The following is a 23,282-nucleotide window of genomic DNA, read 5'->3' as shown; positions in this document are numbered from 1 at the left end:
ACCACCCACATTTAGCAAGATCAGCACCCCATGGAGGCGCTTCTCTTGCACAGGCGCTGCAATCAGTCCAGCTTGATCCCCAGATCGACCGCCAGCTTGATCCAGACGGGCACTTCGCCTTCCCAGTCTTTACGGGTGTCTGCCAGGTTTTTGGGCTTATTGGGGATGGCGAAGGTTTCGCGCAATTTGGCCGCTTTGTCGGTATTGGACCAAGCCACGGCTTCATCGGCCAAGAGTTTGAGCACAGCCTCGGGCGTGCCCGCTGGGGCCACCAGGGGCAGTCCGCCTTCCAGCGTGACGAGCTTGGCGGTGTCGCCTTGTTCCATGAGGGTGGGCACATTGGGCAGCTTGGGCGAGCGGTAGCTGCCAGTCACGCCAATGGCACGCACGCCTCGGCTGGCTACGGCATTGAAGGCCAGGTAGCTGCCCACCGCAATTTGCGATTGGCCCGAGGCCACGTCGAGCCACATGGGCGCTTCGCCCCGGTAATGCACCGACTGGATTTGGGTGCCGTGGATGCGGTTGGTTTGGTCGGCCACCATGTGCGGGTAAGAGCCCGGCGCATAGGTGCCCATCGAGGTGGGGTTCTTTTTGGCCCAAGCCACAAATTCGGCCATGTTGTTGGCCGGAATTTTGTCGTTGATGCCCACCACCAAAGGGCCTGAGGGGAACACGGTGACGGGCGTCAGGTCTTTGTCGAGGTTGTAGGGCAGCTTGGAATACAAAATGCGGTTTTGCCAAAAGGTGCCCGAGGTGCTCATGACCAAGGTGTAGCCGTCGGCGGGTGATTTGGCGGCCGCATCGATGCCGATGATGGCTCCAGCGCCGGGTTTGTTGTCGATCACCACCGGCACCCCCAGCTTGCCGGAAAGGTGCTCGCCATAACTGCGGGCCAAGGCGTCGGTCAGGCCGCCGGGCGGAAAGGCCACGATGATCCGAATGGGTTTGGCGGGCCACTTGGCTTGCGCCCAAGCGGCGCTCAGCAAGGCACTGCTGCCCAAGGCGGTGGTCGCCACCGCTGTGGCGGCTTTCAGGAAATGTCGACGTGGCTTGTTTTGTTGCATGGGCATAGGGATTGACCGGTATGAAAACAGAAGAATAAACATTGCAGTCTATGGCCACCTCATGCATCTTTGAATTGGGGTTTGAACCCATGACCCGAAGGCGACAGGCTCACCGACAAGTGAACACATCGCGGCCTTGCCGGGCTTTGTGCGACAATGCACGCCGTTGTGGCCTCCAGTTGCTACAACATCAGCACTTCTGCTGGGGCCTGACCCGGGCAACGCTCAAAACAAGCGCCTGCGGTTTCCATGCCCACCTTAAGACTTATCGGCCAACTCTGGTAACTGCCAAACGCAGTTGAATGAGCCGATACCTGCGCCGGACGTGGCGCTCTGTGAAAAATGAACTTTGATGAATTGAATCTGGCTCCGGCCATCATGCAAGCCGTGCGCGAGCTCGGTTACGAAACCCCCACCCCTATTCAGGCGCAAGCGATTCCTGCCGTTCTGGCCGGACAAGACTTGTTGGCCGGTGCGCAAACCGGCACCGGCAAAACCGCCGCGTTCACATTGCCCCTGCTGCACAAGCTGAGCTTGAGCGAGCCGGGCAAAAACCGCTTCGGCGGCAAAGCCATCCGCGCTTTGGTGCTCACGCCCACCCGCGAATTGGCCGCTCAGGTTGAAGAGTCGGTACGCGACTATGGCAAATACCTGCAACTCGACTCCACCGTGATTTTTGGTGGCGTGGGCATGAACCCACAAATCAGCAAGATCAAAAAAGGCGTGGACATTTTGGTGGCCACACCGGGCCGTTTACTTGATCTGCAAGGCCAGGGCTTCCTGGACTTGTCCAGCATCGAAATTCTGGTGCTCGACGAAGCTGACCGCATGCTGGACATGGGCTTCATCCATGACGTGAAAAAAGTGCTGGCTTTGGTACCGAAAGACAAGCAGAGCTTGTTGTTCTCGGCCACCTTCAGCGACGAAATCCGCGAGCTGGCGGGCAACTTGCTCAAGAACCCGCAAAGCATTCAGGTCACGCCCAGCAACACCACGGTGCAGCGCATCACGCAAGTGATCCACCCCGTGGGCCGCAACAAGAAAAAAGACGTGCTGCTGCACATCATCCAAAAGCACGACTGGAGCCAGGTGCTGGTGTTCACGCGCACCAAGTTTGGTGCCAACAATGTGGCCGACTTCTTGACCAAAAATGGCGTCAAGTCCATGGCTTTGCACGGCAACAAAAGCCAGACCGCCCGCACCCAAGCGCTGGCCGGTTTCAAGAGTGGCGAGATCCGCGCACTGGTGGCCACCGACATTGCAGCCCGCGGCATCGACATCGAAGACTTGCCGCACGTCGTGAACTTTGAAATCCCGAACGTGTCGGAAGACTACGTGCACCGCATTGGCCGCACAGGCCGTGCGGGTGCCAGCGGCGAGGCCGTGAGCCTGGTCTGTCTGGACGAAGAAGGCTTCATGATGGACATCGAGCGCTTCACCAAGCAAGAGATTCCAGTGCAACTGCTCGAAGGCTTTGGCCCCGACGCCGGTGAAGTGGCCGAGCCCATCGCCATGGGGCGTCAGACCCTGTGGGGCGGCGCAGGCAAGCCACCAAGCCGTGATGTGATGGCCGCAGCCGCCAAGGCCGCACGCCAAGACATGATGCAACGCATCCGAGACAACAAAGTCGCTGTGGGCGGTGGTAACGGTGGCGGCGGCGGTGGTCCCCGTCAAGCCCGCGGCGAAGGCCAGGGCCCTGCCCGTCCATCGCGCAATGGTCCTCCTCCATCACGCCGCAATGGCCCACAAGGCGCGCCGCGCTTTGAAGGCCAAGGCGATGGTCGCCGTGAAGGCGGTCGTGAAGGTGGGCGCGGTCAAGAACAACGTGGCGACCCGCGTTTTGACAACCGTGGCGATGGCCAAGGCCGTCCCGCACCGCGTGGTCCACGTCCTGAGGGCCGCGGTCCCGGCCGTGGTGGTCAAGGCGGCCAAGGCGGTCAAGACCGCCGTCGCAACGATGGCGACGAGTTGCCACGCCACATCGACCCCTTAAAAACCACGCAGTTTGCGCGTCTGGATTTGCCCAACCGCAACCCTGTTCGCACCAGCGGCCAACCTGACCCGACACGCACCAGCATTGACAGCCTGGCCAGCGGCAACCGCCGCCGTGGCGGTGGCGGTGGTGGCGGTGGTGGTTATGGCGGCGGCAACGGCGGTGGCAACCGCGGCTTTGGCGGTGGCGGCGGTGGCCGTGGATTCGGTCGCTGATCAGCGCCTTGCCCCATGAACAGAGCCCGCAACATGTGGGCTCTTTTTATTTGTCATTCCAGGTCGAGCGCGGGATGCCCAAATCGAGCGCTTCAGCCTAGGGTCAATCAGTCGCGCACGAACAAGGTCACCAGCGGATCGGGGCCGACTTGACGGCTCCAGTGGCCATGCACCGTGGCGTCAAACGTGGCACCTTCAGGCAAGGTGTCGGCTGAATAGAAAAACTCGCCAGGCCCAAAAATGCGCGAGCTGCCGTCTTGCAAAAAAATCTCCATCTGCCCGCCCAGCACGAACAGCCACTGCGGATTTCCCGAGCAATGAAACGTGCTGCGAAAACCCACCGGGCTTTGTCGCAACTGGCACGCAGCCGCCGGCATCAAGGCCGATAACTGGCTTTGTGGCGTGCCTTCGGTCAGGGCCACAAATTCGTCGCGAAAGCGTGCGCGTCCATCGGTATCGGTAAAGAGAATGACTTTTTTCAGCTGCGTCATGACGGTGTGTCTCGTGAGAAATAGGAAAGCACGATTGTCGCCGAGCCGTCACCGGGCCTGACGACGTGCGCAGTGCATCTGGCATAGTCTTGCTCAGTTGACGTCCCATGCAACACAAATACCGACACGAGACAACAGGACCACATTTCCCATGAAAATCGTTTTCCACGGCCAAAACGCCGCCAATTTTCGCCAAGGCTTTCAACAACTGATCGCCGCTGAGCACCAGATTCTCGACTTGAGCGATGCCCTCGACCTGCCCGGCGAACAGGCGCACTACGAAAGCGCCGATGTGGTGGTGGGCATCAAGCTACAAAGCGGCATGCCCGTGCCGCTCAAGGCCCGCCTGTTTCATGCCCCAGCCGCAGGCACGGATGCGGTCAACACCGCACTGCTGCCCGCGCAGTGCACCCTGGCCAATTGCTTTGGCCACGAAAACGCCATTGCCGAATACGTGATCGCCGCCCTGCTGATGCGCCATGTGCCGCTGGCACGGGCTGACCAGGACTTGCGCCAGCAACGCTGGACCTACTGGGCAGGCCGTCCAACCGCTTTGCGCACCGAGCTGGGTGCGCAAACGATTGGCCTGCTCGGTTTCGGCCACATTGCCCAAACCGTGGCACAACGCGCCAAAGCCATGGGCATGCGGGTGCATGTGGCCAACCGCAGCCCCATTCAACACCCCAGCGTTGACCAAAGCTGGACGCTCGACGCGCTGCACGACTTCATGGGATCGGTCGACGCTGTGGTGGTGAGCTTGCCGCTGACCGACAACACCAAAGGCTTGGTGGATGCGCTGGCCATCGCCGCCATGCGACCCGATGCGGTGCTGATGAACGTAGGCCGCGGCGCGGTGATTGACGAAAAAGCACTTTACGACGCACTCGCCTCGCGTCAAATCGGCGGGGCCGTGATCGACACCTGGTACCAATACCCCACGCCCACACAGACCGAATGCGCACCTTCGCAATACGACTTTGCGGCGCTGGACAATGTGCTGATGACGCCGCACATGTCAGGCTGGACCTCGGGCACGGTGCGCCGTCGTCAAGAAACTTTGGCCGACAACATTGCTCGGCTGAGCCGGGGCGAGGCACTGATCAACGTGCTGCACGGTCCGCGCTGAACCAGCCGTCGCGAGAGGGGATTTCTCTCCCCAAAATAGCTCAGGTGCTTTGGCGTTGAATGATTTCAAAGCCCAAGTCAAGTTGCGGCAATTCAGGTGCCTCACCCCGCATGAGCGTGAGCAACATTTGTGCTGCCGCCTCGCCGATTCGGGCGCGTGGCGTGCGCACCGTGGTCAGTGCAGGCAACATTTGATCGCTGCCCGTCAGGTCGTTGAAGCCCGCAATCGCCACTTGTGAGGGCACCGAAATACCCATTCGCAACGCCGCCATCAAAGCGCCCTGGGCTAAGTCGTCGTTGCAAAAAAAGATGGCATCGACCGCCGGGCGCTGCTGCATGATTTGCTCAAACATCACGCCGCCCAAAGCGAGGGACGAGGGGGCGGGGTTGAGGAACTCCAGGGTGGGCTCATAAACCCCAGCTTCTTGCAATGCACTGCGCCAGCCATACAGCCGCTGCATCACGCGCGGGTCCAGCTGTGCTGCCGCAAACGCAATCCGCTGGCGACCGCTCGCCAACAAATGCCGCGTCAGTGCAGCGCCCGCCTCGGTTTGACGAAAGCCAACGCAATAAGGGGCTGCGTCGTTGGTGCCAGTGCTGTTGCTGTTGCTGGTGGGCAGATCCATCAAGTGCACACACGGAACCTGGCTGCTGTCCATGAGTTTGCGCGTGACCGGGTTATGGTCTAGCCCGGTGACCAAAAGACCCGCCGGGCGGTGCAGCAATTGCTCGCGCAGCAATTGCTCCTCTTCGCTGGCGTCGTAGTGGGTCACACCCATCAGCGTCTGGAAGCCGGCTGCACGCAAAGTTTTTTGTGCCGCATCCAGCAGGTCGACAAACAGGGCATTCGACAGCAAGGGAATCAAAATGGCCACATGGTTGCTGCGCTGCGAAGCCAAGGCACGCGCGGCAGGGTCGGGCACATAGCCGAGCTTGCTGGAGACCGCCTGGACGCGCTCAATCAAGGCGGGATCGACCGCACGCTCACCCCGCAAAGCCCGCGACACCGTGCTGGGGCTGACGCCCGCGGCTTGGGCCACATCACTCAGGGTGACGCGGCCTGTGGCTCGTTGGCTTTTGACGGACTTGGGAGGTGAAGAAACAGTGTTGGGCAAGGGTTAATCCGGAGGAAAATTCAATTCAGCTGCCGATAGGATAGCGCTATCCCAAAGTTTTCAGTGGAAATTTTGAAGATTCGTGGAAAACCCTGATTTGCCCTCAAAAATCTCGAATTCCACTGGCCATTTTTTTTGAATGCATTGGACAGCGCTGTCCAAGCAAGCTGTTTTCACTGGAGTGATTGACGTGTCCAAACCCGATGTACTGGCTGTCGCCAAACTCCACCCCTTTTATCAAAAAGCACTGGAGTCGGTCTACACGGTGCACGACCGCACCCACATCACCGACCCTGCCGCATTTGCGGCATTGGCTCAGCGCATTGTGGGCGTTGCCGGCACCGGCGAGGCCAGCGTGCCGCGCAGCCTTTTGGCCCAGGTGACGAACGCCAAAGTGGTCTCTGTATTTGGCGTGGGCTACGACGGCGTGGATGTGGCTGCAGCCATCGAGCACGGCATTCCCGTCACGCACACACCCGATGTGCTGACCGACGACGTGGCTGATCTGGCCATGGGCTTGGTGCTGTCGGTGGGCCGCACCATCCCGCAAGCCGACAAATTTGTGCGTGCCGGCCAATGGCCCAGTGGCCCGATGGCTTTAGGCCGCAAGGTGTCGGGTGCCCGCTTGGGCATCGTAGGCCTGGGTCGCATTGGCAAGGCCATCGCGCGACGCGCAAGCGGCTTTGGCATGTCAATTGCCTACACCGCACGCACCGAAAAGCCGGATTCGGGTTTCAAGTTTTTTACAACGCCTGCTGAACTGGCCGCGAATGTGGACTTTCTGGTCGTCATCACCCCCGGTGGTGCAGGCACCAAACACCTGATCAACGCCGAGGTGCTCAAGGCACTGGGCGCTCGCGGCTTTTTGATCAACGTAGCGCGGGGCAGTGTGGTCGATGAACAAGCGCTGATCGAAGCCCTGCAAAACGGCACCATCGCAGGCGCAGGCCTTGACGTGTTTGCCAACGAGCCCAACGTGCCCGATGTGCTCTGGACCCTGAACAACGTGGTGCTGACGCCGCACATGGCCAGTGCCACCACCGAAACCCGCCAAGCCATGGCCGATCTGGCATTTGCCAACATGCAGGCAGGCACATCAGGGCAAGCCTTGCGCACGCCCGTGCCCGAGTGCGCGGCGCTGGTGAAGTGACAGGCTGCGAGCCCCTATGAACCAAGTGCCTTTGCGCCTCATCGTCATGGGTGTATCCGGTTGCGGCAAATCGACCATGGCTGCCGCTTTGGGCGAACGACTGGGCCTGGACATGGTGGACGGCGACGACCTGCACCTGAGCGCGAGCGTGGCAAAAATGCGTGCCGGCATCGCCTTGCAGGATGATGACCGTTGGCCCTGGCTGGACCGCATTGGCGAGTACCTGTCACAGCCCCATGCGCAAGGCCGTGTGGTGGCCTGCTCGGCGCTCAAGCGTGTTTACCGCGACCGCATCCGCGAGCAAGCGGGCGATGTGTGCTTTGTCTTCCTTGACGGCGGCTTTGAGCTGATTCAAAAACGCATGCAGCAGCGCGTCGGCCACTACATGCAGCCAGGCTTGCTGGACAGCCAGTTTCGCACCCTCGAAAAACCCGAAGCCGATGAGACCGACGTGATCCATCTGCCCATCACAGAACCGGTGCAGGACATGGTCATGCAAGCGCTGGCCGCCTTGCAGGCAAGAACGTTTTCAAGAGTGCACCCTGCCCTCTGATTTTTAAAAGGACTTTTCATGTTCATCCGCTGTGCATTCTTCCAAGGCAAGGTCAAACCCGGCATGGAAGACGCGTTCAACCGCTACATCCGAGAAAAACTCGTGCCCCTGTGGACCCGCTTTCCTGGCGCACAGGAAGTGCGCGTGCTGCGCCAGGTCGAAAGCGATGTGGCAGATCCGCACTTTGGCATGGTGCTGTCGGTACGCTACCCGAGCCGCGAATCGATCGAGATCGCATTGGCCTCGGCTGTGCGCATGGAAAGCCGCGAAGTGTCCAAAGACCTGATCGCCATGTTCGATGGCACCGTGTTTCACACCGTCTTCAGCGCAGACGAATATGCGCTGCCCACCGATTGAGTTTTTTCGACAGCCCCTTTTTTAACCAGGAGACAAAACCATGAAAATTTCCCGCATCCTTCTTGCCTGCCTCGTGGCTGCCGTCGGCTCCAGCGCTTACGCCGCCAAGTTCAACCTGAAAATGGGCCACGCGGTCAACACCACTGACGGCCAACATGCCGCCGCCATGAAGCTGGCCGAGTTGGTCAAGCAACGCACCAACGGCGATGTTGAAATCACCATCTTCCCAGCCAACCAGCTGGGCAATGACGCGGCCATGATCAACGGCGTGCGCGGTGGAACGATCGACATCGTCTCCAGCGGTGCATCCAACTACAACGGCATCGTGCCCAACACGGCCGCGATGGAATTGCCCTTTGTGTTCCGCAACGCACAGCATGCCTACAACGTGCTCGACGGTGCTGTGGGCACTGGCGTTCTGAACGAACTGGCCCCCCACGGCATGAAGGGTCTGGCTTATTGGGAAAACGGCTGGCGCGCTTTCACCAACAACAAACGTCCGGTCAACAAGCCCGACGACCTCAAAGGGCTGAAGATCCGCTCAACACCCAACCCGTACCACATCCAGGCCTTCAAGCTGCTGGGCATGAACCCATCGCCCATGCCGATCGCCGAGCTGTACACCGCCTTGGAAACCGGCACCTTTGATGCCCAAGAGCACCCGATCAACGTGACCTGGTCGTCCAAGTTCTATGAGGTTCAAAAGTACCTGACCGTGAGCAACCACGTTTACTCGCCGCTGGTTGTAGCCATGAACAAGGCCAAGTTCGACACACTGCCTGCCAACTATCAAAAAGTTGTGGTTGATGCCGCCCGTGAAGCCGCCACTTACCAGCGCAACCTGAACGCACAAAACGCCGGCAAGGTGATTGCCGACCTGAAGAAGTCAGGCATGCAAGTGATCGAAAACGTGGACATGGCCCCGTTCCAGAAGATTGTGTCGGGCGAGATCGCCAAAACCTTTGGCGAGAAAAGCGGTACCGCTTTGCTGAAAGCCATTGAAGACACCAAGTGATGGTTTTAGTGTGATCACGCCCCCTCTCCGGAGGGGGCTTTTTTGATGGATGTATGAAAAAAATCAACGACCTTTTCTTTCGGCTGGCGGAGTTCACGCTGGTCATCATGTTGTCAACCATGGTCATCATGGTGTTTGGCAATGTGGTTTTGCGTTACGGCTTCAACGACGGCATCATCAGCTCGGAAGAGTTGTCGCGATTTTTATTCATCTGGATCACCTTCTTGGGGGCCATCGTCACGATGCGTGAAAACGGTCACCTCGGGCTGGATTCGATCGTACGAAAACTCAGCTTGGGCGGCAAAAAAATAGCCTTTGCTGTGTCCAACGTGCTCATGCTCGGTTGCTGCGGCCTGATGTTTTACGGCACCCTAAAGCAACACGGTATCAACGCCAGCACGACCTCCGCAGTCACCGAAATACCCATGAGCTGGGTCTACGGTGTGGGCTACATCACCAGCGTGGCCATGGGTTTGATGATCATCGGCAAGCTGGTTCAGCTGGCCAAAGGCAACTTCAACGAGGCCGATCTGATTCAGGTGCAAGACTCTGAAGAAGTCGTGACTGTCCATACCCAAGAGGCTGCCAAATGACCGTTCTTGTTTTCATTGTTTCGCTACTGGCGGCCATGGCGCTGGGCATGCCCTTGGCCTTTTCATTGCTGGTCTCGGGTGTGGCGCTCATGCTCCACCTGGACAACTTCGACACGCAAATCGTGTCGCAAAACCTGATCAATGGTGCCGACAATTTTCCGCTCATGGCCGTGCCGTTTTTTATGCTGGCCGGTGAGCTGATGAACGCGGGCGGCATGAGCCGCCGCATCGTCAACTCGGCCATGGTCTGGGTTGGCCACTTTAGAGGTGGTCTGGGTTATGTGGCAGTGTTTGCCGCCATCGTCATGGCCAGCTTGTCGGGCTCGGCCGTGGCCGATACAGCCGCATTGGCGGCCGTGTTGATGCCCATGATGCGGGAGGCCGGTTACCGCATGGACCGCTCGGCCGGTCTGATTGCCGCAGGCGGCATCATCGCACCCGTCATTCCACCGTCAATCGGTTTTATCCTGTTCGGTGTAATCGGCGGCGTGTCGATCTCCAAACTGTTTATGGCCGGCATTTTTCCGGGCATCCTGATGGGCTTGGCCCTGATCGTGACCTGGTGGGTCGTGGCCCGCAAAGACAAAGTGGTGGTGGCCGAAAAGGTGCCGTTCAAAGAACGCATCACAGTGACCATCAACGCGTTTTGGTCTTACTTGCTGGCCATTACCATCATCGGCGGCATGAAGATGGGCATCTTCACACCCACCGAAGCGGCTGTGGTGGCTGTGGTCTATTCGCTGGTCGTGGGCTTGTTCATTTACCGCGAAATCAAGTTCAAAGACCTCTACGGCATCATCCTGGCTGCGGCCAAAACATCTTCCGTCGTGATGTTTCTGGTGGCTGCTGCGCTGGTCTCGGCCTGGCTGATCACTGTGGCCAACATTCCCGCACAGATTGTCGAAATCCTGCGCCCCTTCATCGACAACCAGACTTTGTTGATGGTCATGTTGATGCTGTTGGTGATGATTGTGGGCACGGCGCTCGACTTTGCGCCCACCGTGCTGATCCTCACGCCGGTTCTGATGCCTTTGGTGCGCGAAGCAGGCATTGACCCGGTTTACTTTGGCGTTCTGTTCATCATCAACAACGCCATCGGTTTGCTCACGCCGCCTGTGGGCACCGTGCTCAATGTGGTGTGCGGCGTGGGCCGAATTCCGATGCACGATGTCATCCGTGGCGTTATGCCTTTCCTGTACTCCCAAGTGGTCGTCATGGGGGCCTTGATTGCCTTCCCAAGCCTGGTGATGATGCCCCTCAAATGGTTGCTGATGAGATGAATGTTCTCGACACTTTTCAACTAACTGGCCGTCGCGCGCTGATCACGGGCTCTTCAGCTGGTATCGGATTGGCCTTGGCCGAGGCCCTGGCACAAGCAGGCGCCCACGTCATCCTGAATGGCCGCACGGCCAGCAAGGTCGCAGCCGCAGCCCAGACTCTGAATGCGCAAGGCTTGTCTGTCAGCACCTCGGTATTTGACGTGACGGATGCCGACAGTGTGCGTGCCGCCGTGGATCAAATTGAAGCACAAGGCCCGATCGACATCCTGATCAACAACGCGGGCATGCAAATTCGTGGACCACTGCACGAGTACCAAGATGACGACTGGCACACCATCATGAAGACCAACCTGGACAGCGTGTATTACGTGGGTCAGGCGGTGGCCAAAAAGATGATCCCACGCGGTCGCGGCAAGATCATCAACATTTGCTCGGTGCAAAGCGAGCTGGGCCGCCCCGGCATTGCGCCTTACACAGCCACCAAAGGCGCGGTGAAGATGCTGACCAAAGGCATGGCGATTGACTGGGGCCAGTTCGGCATCAACGTCAACGGCATCGGCCCGGGTTACTTCAAAACCGAACTCAACCAGAAACTGGTCGATGACCCTGCCTTCAGCGGTTGGCTGGTAGGCCGCACACCCAGCCGCCGCTGGGGCGATGTGCAAGACCTAGGCGGTGCGGCGGTCTTTTTGGCCTCTGACGCCTCACGTTTCGTGAACGGCCATGTCCTTTATGTCGATGGTGGCGTGACCGCCACACTCTAAAATCTACTCCACACTTTTCAAAGAAACCACCATGAAATCCGTTGTCTGTCACTCGGCCAAAGACCTTCGCGTTGAACACACCGAACTGCCCGCTTTGGGCGAGCACCAGTTGCGCGTGAATGTGGCCTTTGGCGGCATTTGCGGCTCTGATTTGCATTACTACCAGCATGGCGGCTTTGGCACGGTGCGCATCAAACAGCCCATCGCTCTGGGGCACGAAATTTCGGGCGTTGTGGATGGTTTCGGCGCTGCGGTCACCGGCATCCAAAAAGGCCAGCGCATCGCCATCTCGCCCTCGCGCCCTTGCGGCCACTGTCGCTTTTGCCAAGCAGGCCAGCACAACCACTGTCTGAGCATGCGTTTTTACGGCAGCGCCATGCCCTTCCCTCACATCCAGGGGGCGTTCAGCGAACAACTCATCATCGAGGGCTACCAAGCCCACCCGATTGCCGACCACCTGAGCCTGTCTGAAGCCGCTTTGGCAGAACCTTTGTCGGTAGGCCTGCATGCCATTCAGCGCGCAGGCAGCGTGCTGGGCAAGCAGGTGTTGGTGACCGGTTGCGGGCCGATTGGCTCCCTCTTGATCGGCGCCTTGCGCCGTGCCGGTGCAGCCCGCATCGTGGCTGCGGACATTGCCGATTTGCCTTTGAAATGCGCCAAGGAAATGGGCGCAGACGAGATCATCAACCTCAAGAGCCAAGCCGAAGCACTCGACAAATACAAAGTGGACAAGGGCCAGTTCGACGCCGTGTTCGAGGCCTCGGGCAGCGAAGCGGCCTTGCGCGTGGGCCTGGACACCATTGCACCTCGCGGTGTGCTGATCACCGTGGGCATGGGTGGCGACATCAGTCTGCCCATGACACAAATCGTGGCCAAAGAAATCGACATGCGTGGCACCTTCCGCTTCCATGCCGAATTTGCCACCGCTGTGCGTTTTTTAAACGAAGGTCTGGTCAACGGCAAGCCGGTCATCACCGGTATCTTGCCTGTGGACCGAGCCATCGAAGCTTTTGATCTGGCAGCCGACAAGAGCCAGTCGCTCAAAGTGCAAATTGCCTTTGCCGACACCGTGGCTTGATTTTTTAAATTTCAAACGAGGAATTTTTCATGAAAAAAGTGGCTCTTGTCACAGGCGCCAGTTCTGGCATTGGTCAGGCCTGCGCGCTCGGTTTACTTCAAGAAGGCTGGCAGGTGGTGCTGGTCGGTCGCCGCACCGAGGCCTTGCAAGAAACCATCGCCAAAGCCGGTGCCAACGCCGCCAATGGCGTGGCGATGCCAGCAGACGTCTCTGACGAAACCCAGGTGAAGGCCCTGTTCGAAAAGGTCCGCGCCCAGTTCGGTCGCCTCGACTTGTTGTTCAACAACGCCGGTATCTCGCTGCCTACCACCTTGCCCGGTGATGTGTCGGGTGACGACTGGCGCCGCATGGTCGATGTCAACCTGAACGGTGCTTTTTATTGCCTCTCACATGCCTTCAAGCTGATGCAAGAGCAAAGCCCGCAAGGGGGCCGCATCATCAACAACGGCTCCATCTCGGCCCATGTGCCGCGCTATGGCTCCATTGCTTACACCGCCACCAAGCACGCCATTTCGGGTCTGACCCGTGCCGCTTCGCTGGATGGCCGGGCTTTCAGCATCGCCGTGGGTCAGATCGACATTGGCAACGTGGCCTCCGACATGACTGAAAAAATGGCCAAAGGCGTGCCCCAAGCCGATGGCAGCATCAAGGCCGAACCGCGCATGGACATGTCGGCCGTGGTCGAGACTTTCCTCTCCATGTCTCGCTTGCCACTGTCTGCCAACATCTTGTTCACCACCGTGATGGCGACCAACATGCCGTTTGTGGGTCGGGGTTAAACCAAGCCTATGCAGAAGATGGACATCGGCCTGGTGGGCCTGGGCGTCATGGGCGAAAACCTGGCGCTCAATCTGGAGCGCAACGGTTTTTCTGTCAGCGGCTTTGACCTCGATTCAGGCAAACGCAACAGCTTTGACCAGCGCACACAAGGCCTGAATGCACAAGCAGTCCAGTCACTGGCCGAACTGGTGAACAGCCTGCAACAGCCACGCCACATCTGGCTGATGGTGCCTGCAGGCGCTGCGGTCGATGCCGTATTGGCCGAGTTGCGCCCACTGCTGAGCCCTGGCGACGTGGTCATGGACGGTGGCAACACACTCTACACAGACACACAACGCCGCATCCAGTCGCTGGAGGGCACCGGCATTTTGTTTGTGGGTGCAGGTGTCAGCGGTGGCGAAGAAGGTGCACTGCGCGGCCCGGCCCTGATGCCGGGTGGGTCGACACAAGCGTGGCCGCTGCTCAAACCCATGCTGCAAGCCATTTCAGCCCAAGCAGATGATGGCCAGCCCTGCTGCGAATGGATGGGTCCCGGTGGCTCGGGCCACTTCGTGAAGATGGTGCACAACGGCATTGAATACGCCGACATGCAAACCATCTGTGAGGCCTATTGGCTGATGCACAACGTGCTGGGCATGAGCCCGGCCGAGATGAGTGACGTGTTCCGGGAGTGGAATAAGGGTGAGCTGGCCAGTTACTTGATGGGCATCACAGCCGACATTCTGGCGCACACCGATCCTGAAACAGGCGACGCTCTGGTCAACCTGATCCTCGACACCGCCGAACAAAAAGGGACGGGCAAATGGGCCAGTCAGGTCGCACTCGACCTGGGCGTGACCGCGCCCACGATTGCCAATGCCGTGTTCGCACGCACCATCAGTGCCTTGCAGCCCGAACGCGTCAAAGCATCCAAGGTGTTGGCCGGGCCCATTGCCCCGACCGCGGGTGATCGGCAAACGGTGCTGGGCCGCATTCAGAAAGCCTTGTTGGCCGCCAAGATTTGCGCTTATGCCCAAGGCTTCAGCCTGCTCAAAGCCGCAGACAAAGAGCACCAATGGGCACTGCCCATGGGCACGGTGGCCTCGGTCTGGCGAGCGGGCTGCATCATTCGCGCGCGCTTGCTCGAAGACATTCGTAACGCACACGAGCGCTCTCCCGCACTGGACAACCTGCTGATGGACAGCCACTTTTCGGGCGTGATGGCACGCTGCCAACAAGACCTGAGAGAAGTCGTGGCGATGGGTGCCTTGCATGGCGTTGCGGTGCCCTCGTTCATGAGTGCGCTAAGCTACTACGACGCCTACCGCTCCGCCCGCTTACCCGCCAATTTGCTGCAAGCACAGCGCGATTACTTTGGCGCGCACACTTACCAACGGGTAGACCGTCCAGGCAAGTTCCACACGCGCTGGAGCGACTGAACATCCTTGCAATGATGTCCACATAAAAAACCCCGCCAAGACTTACGTCTTGGCGGGGTTTGCTACAAAAGAACAGTTAAATAAGCTCTTTTTTACTTGAGTGCCCTGAATTTTTTGAGCTCAGCGTAAAAGGACTGAACAAACTCCGAACCAATTGCCTCGCTGTTCTTATCAAGCACCGGCTGCACCGCCACCCGGATCTTGTCGAGTTCGGCAGCAGGCATATCTGTCACGCTCATGCCTTTGGCTTTGAGCTGACTCACCACGTTGCTTGCATCAGCCAATTCGGCCTTGCGCTGAAAAGTGCGTGTTTCCTCTGCCGCTTTTTGCACCGCTGTTTGCTGATCGGGCGTCAGGCCTGCCCACCACTTTGAGGAAGCCACGAGCGCAACAGGGGTGTACACATGATTGGTAACAGTCAGGTATTTCTGCACCTCGTACATTTTATTGGCGTACATGTCCACAAAGGGATGCTCATAGCCATCCAAGGCTTTGGTTTCCAGTGCGGGATACACCTCAGTAAACGCCATGGGTACGGCATTCAAACCCATGGCATTGAAACTCGCCAGCGCCATGGGGCTGGGCATCACACGAACTTTAAGGCCCTTCATTTCGGCCACGGTACCTATCGGGCGCTTGCTGTTGGAAAGATTCCTAAAAGCACCGCCCGCCCAGACCAAACCATGCATGCTCATGTCGTTAAGACCATCCAGCATCTTGCGACCGACAGGGCCGTCAAGTACAAAAGCTGCCTCGGCATCGCTGCCGAAAATGAACGGAAAATCGAAAATTTGCATTTCCTTTTTACGAGCGGCAATCGGCGCCATAGCCCCCATATACAGGTCCTGAACACCGCTTTGGGTAGCGATCAGCATTTTGTCTTCAGAGCCAAGCGTGGCGTTTCCAAATACTTCAACAACCACTTTTCCTTGGGTCGCCTTGAGCACTGATGCAGCGAATTGCTTCATCGCTACCGCACGTGGATGCGCGTCGGTAAACGAATGGCCAAGTTTGGCCTTTTTAACCTCTTGCGCACCAGCCGAGGGCGCAACACTCCAAAGCAAAGTGGCACTGGCCAAAGCCAGCAAGGATTGAGAGAGCAGTCTGCGAGATGGTTTTTTCATAATGCCTCCTGGGTTAGTGGGGCAGAGGAAATTTCAGGCTCAACGCGTCATCATGTGCAAAGGCCACATGACGATCTCGGGAAACACAATCAACAACAGCATGACAATGGTCTGCGCAATCATGAAAGGCATCACACCCTTGATGGCGCCAGACATTGGAATCTTGGCAATGCTGCACACCACGTTGAGAACAGTGCCCACAGGCGGTGTCACCAGACCAATGGCATTGTTGATGATGAACAGAACACCGAAATAGACCGGATCAATACCGGCCTGCTTGACCACCGGCATCAACACAGGCGTCATGATCAACACCGTGGGCGTGAAGTCCAAAGCCGTACCGATGATGAACACCATCACCATCAACACAAACATCAAAAGCATTTTGTTGTCCATGAAGGGCTGAACCAGGTCGGCCACTTGCTGAGGAATGCTGGCCGTGGTGATCAGCCAGGCAGACACACCGGCAGCGGCCACAAGGAACATCACGATGGCCGTGGTCTCGGCAGCACGGTAGAACAGGTGAAACAGCTCTTTATATTGAATCTCGCGGTAAACAAACAAGCCCACCACCAGCGAATAGACCGCAGCTATCACGGCGGCTTCGGTCGGTGTGAAGAAACCGATCTTCAGGCCACCGATGATGACCAGAGGCAACGTCAGCGCCCACAAGGATTTACGTGTTTCAGACCAGCGCACTTCCATCGTGCGTTTGGGCTCGATCTTGATCTTGTCACGCTTGATCGACCAGCGCCAGGCGATCATGATCGCCACGCCCATCAAGATACCGGGCACGATGCCCGCGATGAACAACTTGGTGATGCTCACACCACCCGCCACACCAAAAATGATCATGCCGATCGACGGTGGAATCACTGGGGCGATGATGCCGCCGCAAGCGATCAGGCCACATGAACGGTTTACGTCATAGCCCGCCTTGCGCATCATGGGCACCAAGACCGAAGCCAGTGCAGCCGTGTCGGCTACAGCAGAACCCGACAGTGACGCCATGATCACCGCAGCCGCCACCGCCACGTAACCCAGGCCACCGGGAATGTGTCCAATCCAGGCCATGGCCATGTTGATGATGCGGCGGGTCATGCCGCCTGCATTCATGAACTCACCAGCCAACATGAAAAAAGGCACAGCGAGAAGAGGGAAGCTGTTGGAGCCGTCCCACATGTTCTGAATCACGATCTGCGGATCGGTGACGCCCATGTGGTACATCATGGCCAAGCCGCAACCGATCAAGGCAAACGCGATGGGCATGCCCAAGGCCATCAGACCCAACAAGGAGCCAATAAAAACGAGGATAGTCATGGTGAATTTCTTCTTGTTGTTATTTTGTGGATTGAGCGCTCAATTCATCGATCTCTGACATGCCCTCTTCCATCACATCAGAAAGCTCAGACTCCTCCACTTGTCCCGTGAAAAGGCGGTACAGGTTGAACAAGCACATGATGCCGATAAAAGTACCGGTCAAATAGCTGACACCAAACACCCAAATCATGCTGATTTGGGCTACTGGAGAGGCATTGCCTTCCAGAATCCCGTGTTGCAACCAGGTGCCATAAACGATGTAGCCACAGCACACAGCCATGATGAATTGGCTGATGCCCCAGCAGAATTTCTTACCTGCCAAGGGCAGCAACTGGGTGATGACATCCACCCCCAAGTGGGCATGCTTGCGCATGCCCACAATCGCACCAATGAAGGTCATCCAGACGAATGCAAAGCGCGGAATCTCCTCCGACAGGTCAATGCCGGTGTTGAAGAAAATGCGCAACATCACGTTACCAAACACCATCACCAGCATCAAGGCGATACAGATCACCATGACGGTTTCAAAAATTTTGAAAACGCCGTCAATGACGGGTTGGATTGCTTTAATCATGGAGTCCTCCTTGGGGCGATCAGAGATCAGGCTTTACTTGGCCGAGCGTGCTTTTTCAATTTCGGCATAGAACTGCTTGACAAAGTCTTCACCAATGATCGGCGCAAACTTGGTTACGACCGATTTGACTTTGTCCTGAATTCGGGCGAGTTCAGCGGCGGGCACAGAACTCACGGTCACACCGGCTTTGGCAAATTTTCCAACCACGTCCTTGTCACCCTCTTCCAGATATTTGCGTTGCAGCAAACCGGCCTCTGTAGCGGCTTTTTGGACTCCAGCCTTGTCATTTGCCGACAAGGTATCCCAGAATTTTTTGGAAGCAACCAAGGCCACGGGGGTGTAGACGTGATTGGTCAAAGAAATGAACTTCTGTACTTCCTGCATCTTGTTGGCGTACATGTGCACCAATGGATTTTCTTGGCCGTCGAGGGCTTTTGTCTCCAGTGCGGGAAACACTTCAGAGAACGCCATAGGCACGGCATTGGCACCAATACTTTTCCAGGTTTCCAGCGCCACGGGGTTTGCCATCACGCGCACCTTCAAGCCATTGACGTCTTCGAGTTTGGTCACAGGGCGCTTGCTGTTGGACAGGTTGCGAAAGCCCATGCCGGTCCAGGTCAGGCCCACCAAACCACTGGGTTCGATTTTCTGAAAAATTGTTTTGGAGGATGCCCCATCGAGCACGGCATAAACCTCTTTTTCATTCGCGAACATGAAGGGCAAATCCCAGATTTGTACTTCCTTGACCTTAGAGGACAACGGAGCAAGCGTGCCGATGTACATCTCTTGAGTGCCAGCCTGCACGGCCTGCAGCTGCTTTTCGTCGCTGCCCAAAACAGCACCATGGAAGACTTGAATCTTCACGTTGTTGCCTGTGTACTGGGCGGCCAGTTCGGCGAACTTATTCATGGCCATCGCTTGCGGATGTGTATCGGGCATAGCATGGCCGATTTTGGCTTTGACCTCGGCAAAAGCCGCACCCGAGCAAAGGGCCAGACAAGCAACAGCCAGCAGCGTAGCGCGGCGCAGGGAGGAAGTTTTTGTGATCATGAAAGTTGTCTCCGTCTTGGTGGTTGGAATGAATCAGCAACTGTGGCCCAAGCGCTCACACTGCTGTGACTGAAAAATCAAGGCGTGTTCAAACTGCCATCCATCAAACGCGTTTGCGTCCAAGTGGTCACACCGCTGTCACACGCGTATTTAGCCGCTTGCACCTCGTCTATGTCCACGCCCAAGCCCGGCAAGTCATTGGCATAGACGAAGCCCTGACGGAACTCAGGCAAGCCCGGAAACACTTCAAGCAAGGCCTCGCGGGGCCCCTTGAGTTCCTGGATCACGAAGTTCGGTGGCTCGGTGCCCGACCACTCTTGCACCCCGAAGTTGCGGGACGCCAGATCGATGTGGATATTGGCTGCATGGGCCAGTGGCGACATGTCACCCGGGCCATGCCAGGCGGTGCGCACGCCGTATTGCTCGGCAAACAATTGGAGCTTGCGGGCAGGCGTAATGCCACCCACCTGGCTCAGATGCACGCGTATGAAATCAATCAAGCGCTCGGCGATCAGGTTGCGCCACTCGAAAGGATGGTTGAACAGCTCGCCCTGCGCCAGCGGGATGTTGGTCTTGTCCCGCAACTGTCGAATCCACTCGCCCTCTTCGAGCGGAATAGCGTCCTCCAAGAAGAACAAGTCAAACGGTTCAAGGGCTTGCGCAAAACGGATCGAATCGATGGGCTTGAGGCGTTCGTGCACGTCATGGCACAGCGCCACATCAAAACCCACGCGGCTGCGGATGCCGTCAAACATCTTGACGGTTTCGCGCATGTATTTGCGCGAATCGAGGTACACCCCATCCGGCGCATGGCTTGCGGCGTGGGCCGGTGCTGCGCCGTAGCCACCACCGCCATAACCACCGCTTTGGCAGCGGATGTGGGTGATGCCCTGATCGCGGTACTTTTGGATGTTGTCGCACAGCTCGCTCAGGTCTTTGCCGTCGGCGTGTCGGTAGATCGGCACGCCTTGGCGCACCTTGCCGCCAAACAACTGGTACAGCGGCATGTTGGCCAGCTTGCCCTTGATGTCCCATAAGGCCATGTCGATGCCCGAGATCGCGTTGTTCTCGATCGGGCCGTTACGCCAATAGGCGTTCTGGTGCATCAGCTGCCAGAGTTCTTCGATGGCGTGCACATCACGCCCCACCACCAAAGGCCGCAAATACTCTTCAATCAGGCACTTGACCGCCAGATGGCGATAAGCAAAAGTACCGCAGCCCAAGCCATACAGACCGGGCTGGTTGGTTTCGACTTTGACCACCAGCAGGTTGATGCCTTCGGGAGCGGTCAGGATGACTTTGACGTCGGTGATCAGCGTGCTCATGAATTTATCTTTGATGAAATACGTGACCAGAAATCAGAGCACCGACAGCCAGCCACCATCCACATAGATGATTTGGCCGTTGACGTAGTTGGAGGCGCCCGAAGCCAAGTAAATGGCGGTGCCCACGAGCTCTTCGGGGCGACCCCAGCGCTGCGCGGGGTTGCTGTTTTTGACCCAGGCATCAAACGAAGGGTTGTTCACCAGCGCCTCGTTCATGTCGGTGAGGATGTAGCCCGGGCCAATCGAATTGGCCTGAATGTTGTGCTGCGCCCACTCAGCCGCCATCGCTTTGGAGAGCATTTTGATGCCACCCTTGGCTACCGTGTAAGGCGCCACCGTAGCGCGTGCTGCCTCACTGGTGAGCGAACCAATGTTGATAATCTTGCCGCCCTGCCCTCGCTCGATCATGCGGCGCGCAGCGGCACGACCCACCAAAAATGCCGCCGTGAGGTTGGTGTTGATGACGCGATTCCAGTCTTCCAAAGAAACGTCCAGCATGGGCTGGCGGTGTTGGATGCCGGCGTTGTTGATCAAGATGTCGATGGACAGTCCTGCACGGTCAAAGTCTGCAAATGCCGCCTCAATCGAAGCCTGATCGGCCACGTCAAAAGCCGCACCACGGGCATCCAGGCCCAAGGCCTGAAGTTGGGCCACTGCGGCGTGCACGGCAGTTTGTTGGCGACTGTTGAGGATGACGCGTGCCCCCGACTCGGCAAGACCTTTCGCCAAGGCCAGGCCAATGCCGCGCGTAGAGCCTGTGATCAAGGCCGTGCGACCCTTCAGATCAAACAAGGCGGTAGCTGATATCGATTTCATGGCCGCAAATGTATATGACGTATGACGTTTGATAACCTATCGAAAACCCTGACTTTGACTGGCGGCACTTATGACAGATACTGTGTACCACGACGGTATTTCTGATATTTCGTTGGTCATACCTTTATTGCCTGACATGAACCTCAAATCATCTTCCCCCCGAGCCACTTTCCAAGAGCAAGTTTTAGAAGCATTGGGTCGGGACATTTGCAGCGGCAAAATTCGCCCGGGCCAGTTGTTGCCACCAGAACCGGAGCTGTGCAGCCGCTTTGGCTTTAGCCGCATCGTGATTCGTGAGGCCATCAAATCACTGGCCGCCAAAGGCCTGATCGAAGTCACGCGTCGCGTGGGCACCTTGGTGCTAGAGCCCACGCGATGGAACCTGTTTGACCCGGACATCATCGGTTGGAGGGCGCAATCGGCGGTGTTTGACCCTACCCTCTCACGCGACCTGATGGAAATACGACGCATCATCGAGCCCGCCGCTGTGCGCATGACGGCACTACGCGCCAGTGACGAAGACCGTCGCAATCTGCGATCAGCCTACATGGCCATGGCCCGCGCTGTTGCAGGCAAGGGCGACTATGTAAAAGCCGACCTGAGTTTTCACACCATCATTTTGTCGGCCTGTGGAAACCAGTTTGTGCGTCAGATGCAAGACGCCATGGCCGCCTTGTTGCGCGTAAATTTTGATGTTATTACAACCAAACCCGGTGGGCCTGCACACTCCTTGCCTCTGCATGAGGCCCTGTGCGAAGCGATTGAACGAGGCGATGCCGATGCCGCTGAACAGGCCGCGCTGATTCTGATCGCTGGTGCCGAAGAAGACCTGCGCGAACTTGTGCCTGCGCGTGCGACAGGTCCGCGTAACGGTGCCCCGGACACCATGCCCGTGCTGGCCTGACAAAACTTGTCATGAAAATCACGAAACTCACCACCTTTTTAGTTCCACCGCGATGGTGTTTCCTGAAAATTGAAACCGACGAAGGCCTCACCGGCTGGGGTGAACCCGTGCTCGAAGGTCGAGCCCATACCGTGGCTGCAGCAGTAGAAGAACTCTCGGATTACTTAATCGGCAAAGACCCCCGCCACATTGAAGACCATTGGACAGTCATGTACCGGGGCGGTTTTTACCGGGGTGGCGGTGTGCACATGAGCGCCATTGCAGGCATTGATCAAGCATTGTGGGACATCAAAGGCAAAGCCTTAGGTGTCCCCGTAGCCGATCTGCTGGGTGGCCCGGTACGCGACCGCATCCGTGTGTACAGCTGGATTGGCGGCGATCGCCCCAGCGAAACGGCGGCGGCAGCCCAAGCTGCTGTAGCACGCGGCTTTACGGCCGTAAAAATGAACGGCACCGAAGAGTTGCAATATGTGGACACTTTCGACAAGGTGGAACGTTGCCTGCAAAACGTGGCGGCCGTGCGCGAGGCCGTTGGACCCAACGTGGGCATCGGCGTTGATTTTCATGGGCGCGTACACAAACCAATGGCCAAAATTCTGGTCAAAGAACTCGCACCTTACCGCCTGATGTTCATCGAAGAACCCGTACTCAGCGAGCATTACGAAGCCCTCAAGGAAATCGCCCCACTGACCTCCACACCCATAGCATTGGGTGAACGACTTTATTCACGCTGGGATTTCAAACGGGTGCTGTCCGAAGGCTATGTGGACATCGTGCAGCCCGATCCGTCGCACGCAGGAGGCATTACAGAAACACGCAAAATTGCCAGCATGGCCGAAGCCTATGACGTTGCATTGGCCTTGCACTGCCCGTTAGGACCGATTGCACTGGCGGCCAATTTACAGCTCGACGCGGTTTGCTACAACGCCTTCATTCAAGAACAAAGCTTGGGCATTCATTACAACGGCTCGAACGATCTGCTCGATTACGTGACCAACAGGGAAGTCTTCGCTTACAAGGATGGCATGGTGGCCATTCCGAGCGGTCCGGGTCTGGGCATTGAAGTCAACGAAGACTTCGTGCGTGAGCGCGCACAACAAGGACACCGCTGGCGCAACCCTGTCTGGCGGCATGCCGATGGCAGTTTTGCCGAGTGGTAATTGACACACTGCACACAG

Annotated in this window: 23 protein-coding genes; 14 read left to right on the top strand and 9 right to left on the bottom strand. The window is 57.8% G+C overall.

Features of this window, described 5'->3' with window-relative positions:
- Positions 1-62: 62 nt before the first annotated feature.
- On the bottom strand, positions 63-1,070 hold the full coding sequence (locus tag BN3544_RS10220) for a Bug family tripartite tricarboxylate transporter substrate binding protein (protein ID WP_019431096.1): 1,008 nt from the start codon (positions 1,068-1,070) through the stop codon (positions 63-65).
- A gap of 336 nt (positions 1,071-1,406) precedes the next feature.
- Here BN3544_RS10220 and BN3544_RS10215 point away from each other — a divergent pair, with 336 nt between their 5' ends.
- Entirely contained in the window at positions 1,407-3,272 is a 1,866-nt protein-coding gene (locus BN3544_RS10215; RefSeq protein ID WP_019431095.1) for a DEAD/DEAH box helicase, read from the top strand.
- A 107-nt stretch (positions 3,273-3,379) separates the two neighbouring features.
- On the opposite strand, the gene BN3544_RS10210 is transcribed toward BN3544_RS10215, so the two are convergent.
- Positions 3,380-3,763 (bottom strand): cupin domain-containing protein, encoded by a 384-nt coding sequence (locus tag BN3544_RS10210; RefSeq protein WP_019431094.1) that lies wholly within the window; start codon positions 3,761-3,763, stop codon positions 3,380-3,382.
- 151 nt (positions 3,764-3,914) lie between these two features.
- Between BN3544_RS10210 and BN3544_RS10205 the strand changes: the two genes are divergently transcribed.
- The gene (locus BN3544_RS10205) at positions 3,915-4,889 is read left to right on the top strand and encodes a 2-hydroxyacid dehydrogenase (protein WP_019431093.1); all 975 of its coding nucleotides are present in this window, start codon (positions 3,915-3,917) and stop codon (positions 4,887-4,889) included.
- A gap of 40 nt (positions 4,890-4,929) precedes the next feature.
- Here the strand turns inward: BN3544_RS10205 and BN3544_RS10200 are convergent, their stop codons facing one another.
- Positions 4,930-6,003 carry an HTH-type transcriptional regulator GntR gene (locus tag BN3544_RS10200; protein WP_019431092.1) on the bottom strand — a complete coding sequence of 358 codons (1,074 nt, stop codon included), beginning with the start codon at positions 6,001-6,003 and terminating at the stop codon, positions 4,930-4,932.
- 139 nt (positions 6,004-6,142) lie between these two features.
- On the opposite strand from BN3544_RS10200, the gene BN3544_RS10195 reads away from it, so the two are divergent.
- From BN3544_RS10195 to gndA, 10 genes are read left to right on the top strand one after another with little or no spacing between them, the layout of a single operon-like run.
- Positions 6,143-7,153 (top strand): 2-hydroxyacid dehydrogenase, encoded by a 1,011-nt coding sequence (locus tag BN3544_RS10195; protein ID WP_019431091.1) that lies wholly within the window; start codon positions 6,143-6,145, stop codon positions 7,151-7,153.
- A 16-nt stretch (positions 7,154-7,169) separates the two neighbouring features.
- Entirely contained in the window at positions 7,170-7,706 is a 537-nt protein-coding gene (locus tag BN3544_RS10190) for a gluconokinase (RefSeq protein ID WP_019431090.1), read from the top strand.
- 18 nt (positions 7,707-7,724) lie between these two features.
- Complete coding sequence (locus BN3544_RS10185; RefSeq protein ID WP_019431089.1) at positions 7,725-8,063, top strand: putative antibiotic biosynthesis monooxygenase; 339 nt, start codon at positions 7,725-7,727, stop codon at positions 8,061-8,063.
- Between the two features lie 40 nt (positions 8,064-8,103).
- The gene (locus BN3544_RS10180; protein WP_019431088.1) at positions 8,104-9,078 is read left to right on the top strand and encodes a TRAP transporter substrate-binding protein; all 975 of its coding nucleotides are present in this window, start codon (positions 8,104-8,106) and stop codon (positions 9,076-9,078) included.
- Positions 9,079-9,131: 53 nt separating this feature from the next.
- Entirely contained in the window at positions 9,132-9,671 is a 540-nt protein-coding gene (locus BN3544_RS10175; RefSeq protein WP_019431087.1) for a TRAP transporter small permease, read from the top strand.
- Positions 9,668-10,951, top strand: coding sequence for a TRAP transporter large permease subunit (locus BN3544_RS10170; protein ID WP_026036848.1), 1,284 nt, complete (start codon positions 9,668-9,670; stop codon positions 10,949-10,951). The genes BN3544_RS10175 and BN3544_RS10170 overlap by 4 nt, the downstream gene beginning before the upstream one ends.
- Complete coding sequence (locus BN3544_RS10165; RefSeq protein WP_019431085.1) at positions 10,933-11,715, top strand: glucose 1-dehydrogenase; 783 nt, start codon at positions 10,933-10,935, stop codon at positions 11,713-11,715. Before BN3544_RS10170 ends, BN3544_RS10165 begins: the two co-directional genes overlap by 19 nt.
- 31 nt (positions 11,716-11,746) lie before the next feature.
- Complete coding sequence (locus BN3544_RS10160) at positions 11,747-12,793, top strand: L-idonate 5-dehydrogenase (protein WP_019431084.1); 1,047 nt, start codon at positions 11,747-11,749, stop codon at positions 12,791-12,793.
- 29 nt (positions 12,794-12,822) lie between these two features.
- The gene (locus BN3544_RS10155) at positions 12,823-13,572 is read left to right on the top strand and encodes an SDR family oxidoreductase (RefSeq protein ID WP_019431083.1); all 750 of its coding nucleotides are present in this window, start codon (positions 12,823-12,825) and stop codon (positions 13,570-13,572) included.
- A gap of 9 nt (positions 13,573-13,581) precedes the next feature.
- The gene (gene gndA, locus BN3544_RS10150) at positions 13,582-14,991 is read left to right on the top strand and encodes an NADP-dependent phosphogluconate dehydrogenase (protein ID WP_019431082.1); all 1,410 of its coding nucleotides are present in this window, start codon (positions 13,582-13,584) and stop codon (positions 14,989-14,991) included.
- A gap of 92 nt (positions 14,992-15,083) precedes the next feature.
- On the opposite strand, the gene BN3544_RS10145 is transcribed toward gndA, so the two are convergent.
- From BN3544_RS10145 to BN3544_RS10120, 6 genes are all read right to left on the bottom strand, one after another.
- On the bottom strand, positions 15,084-16,115 hold the full coding sequence (locus BN3544_RS10145) for a DctP family TRAP transporter solute-binding subunit (protein ID WP_019430633.1): 1,032 nt from the start codon (positions 16,113-16,115) through the stop codon (positions 15,084-15,086).
- A 39-nt stretch (positions 16,116-16,154) separates the two neighbouring features.
- A complete protein-coding gene (locus BN3544_RS10140) occupies positions 16,155-17,435 on the bottom strand; it encodes a TRAP transporter large permease (protein ID WP_026036775.1) in 1,281 nt (426 codons plus the stop codon).
- Between the two features lie 19 nt (positions 17,436-17,454).
- Positions 17,455-18,009, bottom strand: coding sequence for a TRAP transporter small permease (locus BN3544_RS10135; protein ID WP_019430635.1), 555 nt, complete (start codon positions 18,007-18,009; stop codon positions 17,455-17,457).
- A 33-nt stretch (positions 18,010-18,042) separates the two neighbouring features.
- Complete coding sequence (locus BN3544_RS10130; RefSeq protein WP_019430636.1) at positions 18,043-19,059, bottom strand: TRAP transporter substrate-binding protein; 1,017 nt, start codon at positions 19,057-19,059, stop codon at positions 18,043-18,045.
- A gap of 77 nt (positions 19,060-19,136) precedes the next feature.
- Entirely contained in the window at positions 19,137-20,384 is a 1,248-nt protein-coding gene (locus BN3544_RS10125; protein WP_019430637.1) for an enolase C-terminal domain-like protein, read from the bottom strand.
- Positions 20,385-20,417: 33 nt separating this feature from the next.
- A complete protein-coding gene (locus BN3544_RS10120; protein ID WP_019430638.1) occupies positions 20,418-21,200 on the bottom strand; it encodes an SDR family oxidoreductase in 783 nt (260 codons plus the stop codon).
- Between the two features lie 136 nt (positions 21,201-21,336).
- On the opposite strand from BN3544_RS10120, the gene BN3544_RS10115 reads away from it, so the two are divergent.
- Positions 21,337-22,104: a FadR/GntR family transcriptional regulator gene (locus BN3544_RS10115; protein ID WP_019430639.1), complete on the top strand. Its 768-nt coding sequence runs from the start codon at positions 21,337-21,339 to the stop codon at positions 22,102-22,104.
- A gap of 11 nt (positions 22,105-22,115) precedes the next feature.
- Positions 22,116-23,264 (top strand): galactonate dehydratase, encoded by a 1,149-nt coding sequence (gene dgoD, locus BN3544_RS10110; RefSeq protein WP_019430640.1) that lies wholly within the window; start codon positions 22,116-22,118, stop codon positions 23,262-23,264.
- Positions 23,265-23,282: the final 18 nt, after the last annotated feature.

The organism is Limnohabitans sp. Rim47, from assembly GCF_001517545.1.
Classification (GTDB): Bacteria; Pseudomonadota; Gammaproteobacteria; order Burkholderiales; family Burkholderiaceae_C; genus Limnohabitans_A.
This window is presented reverse-complemented; position numbering and strand designations above follow the sequence as displayed.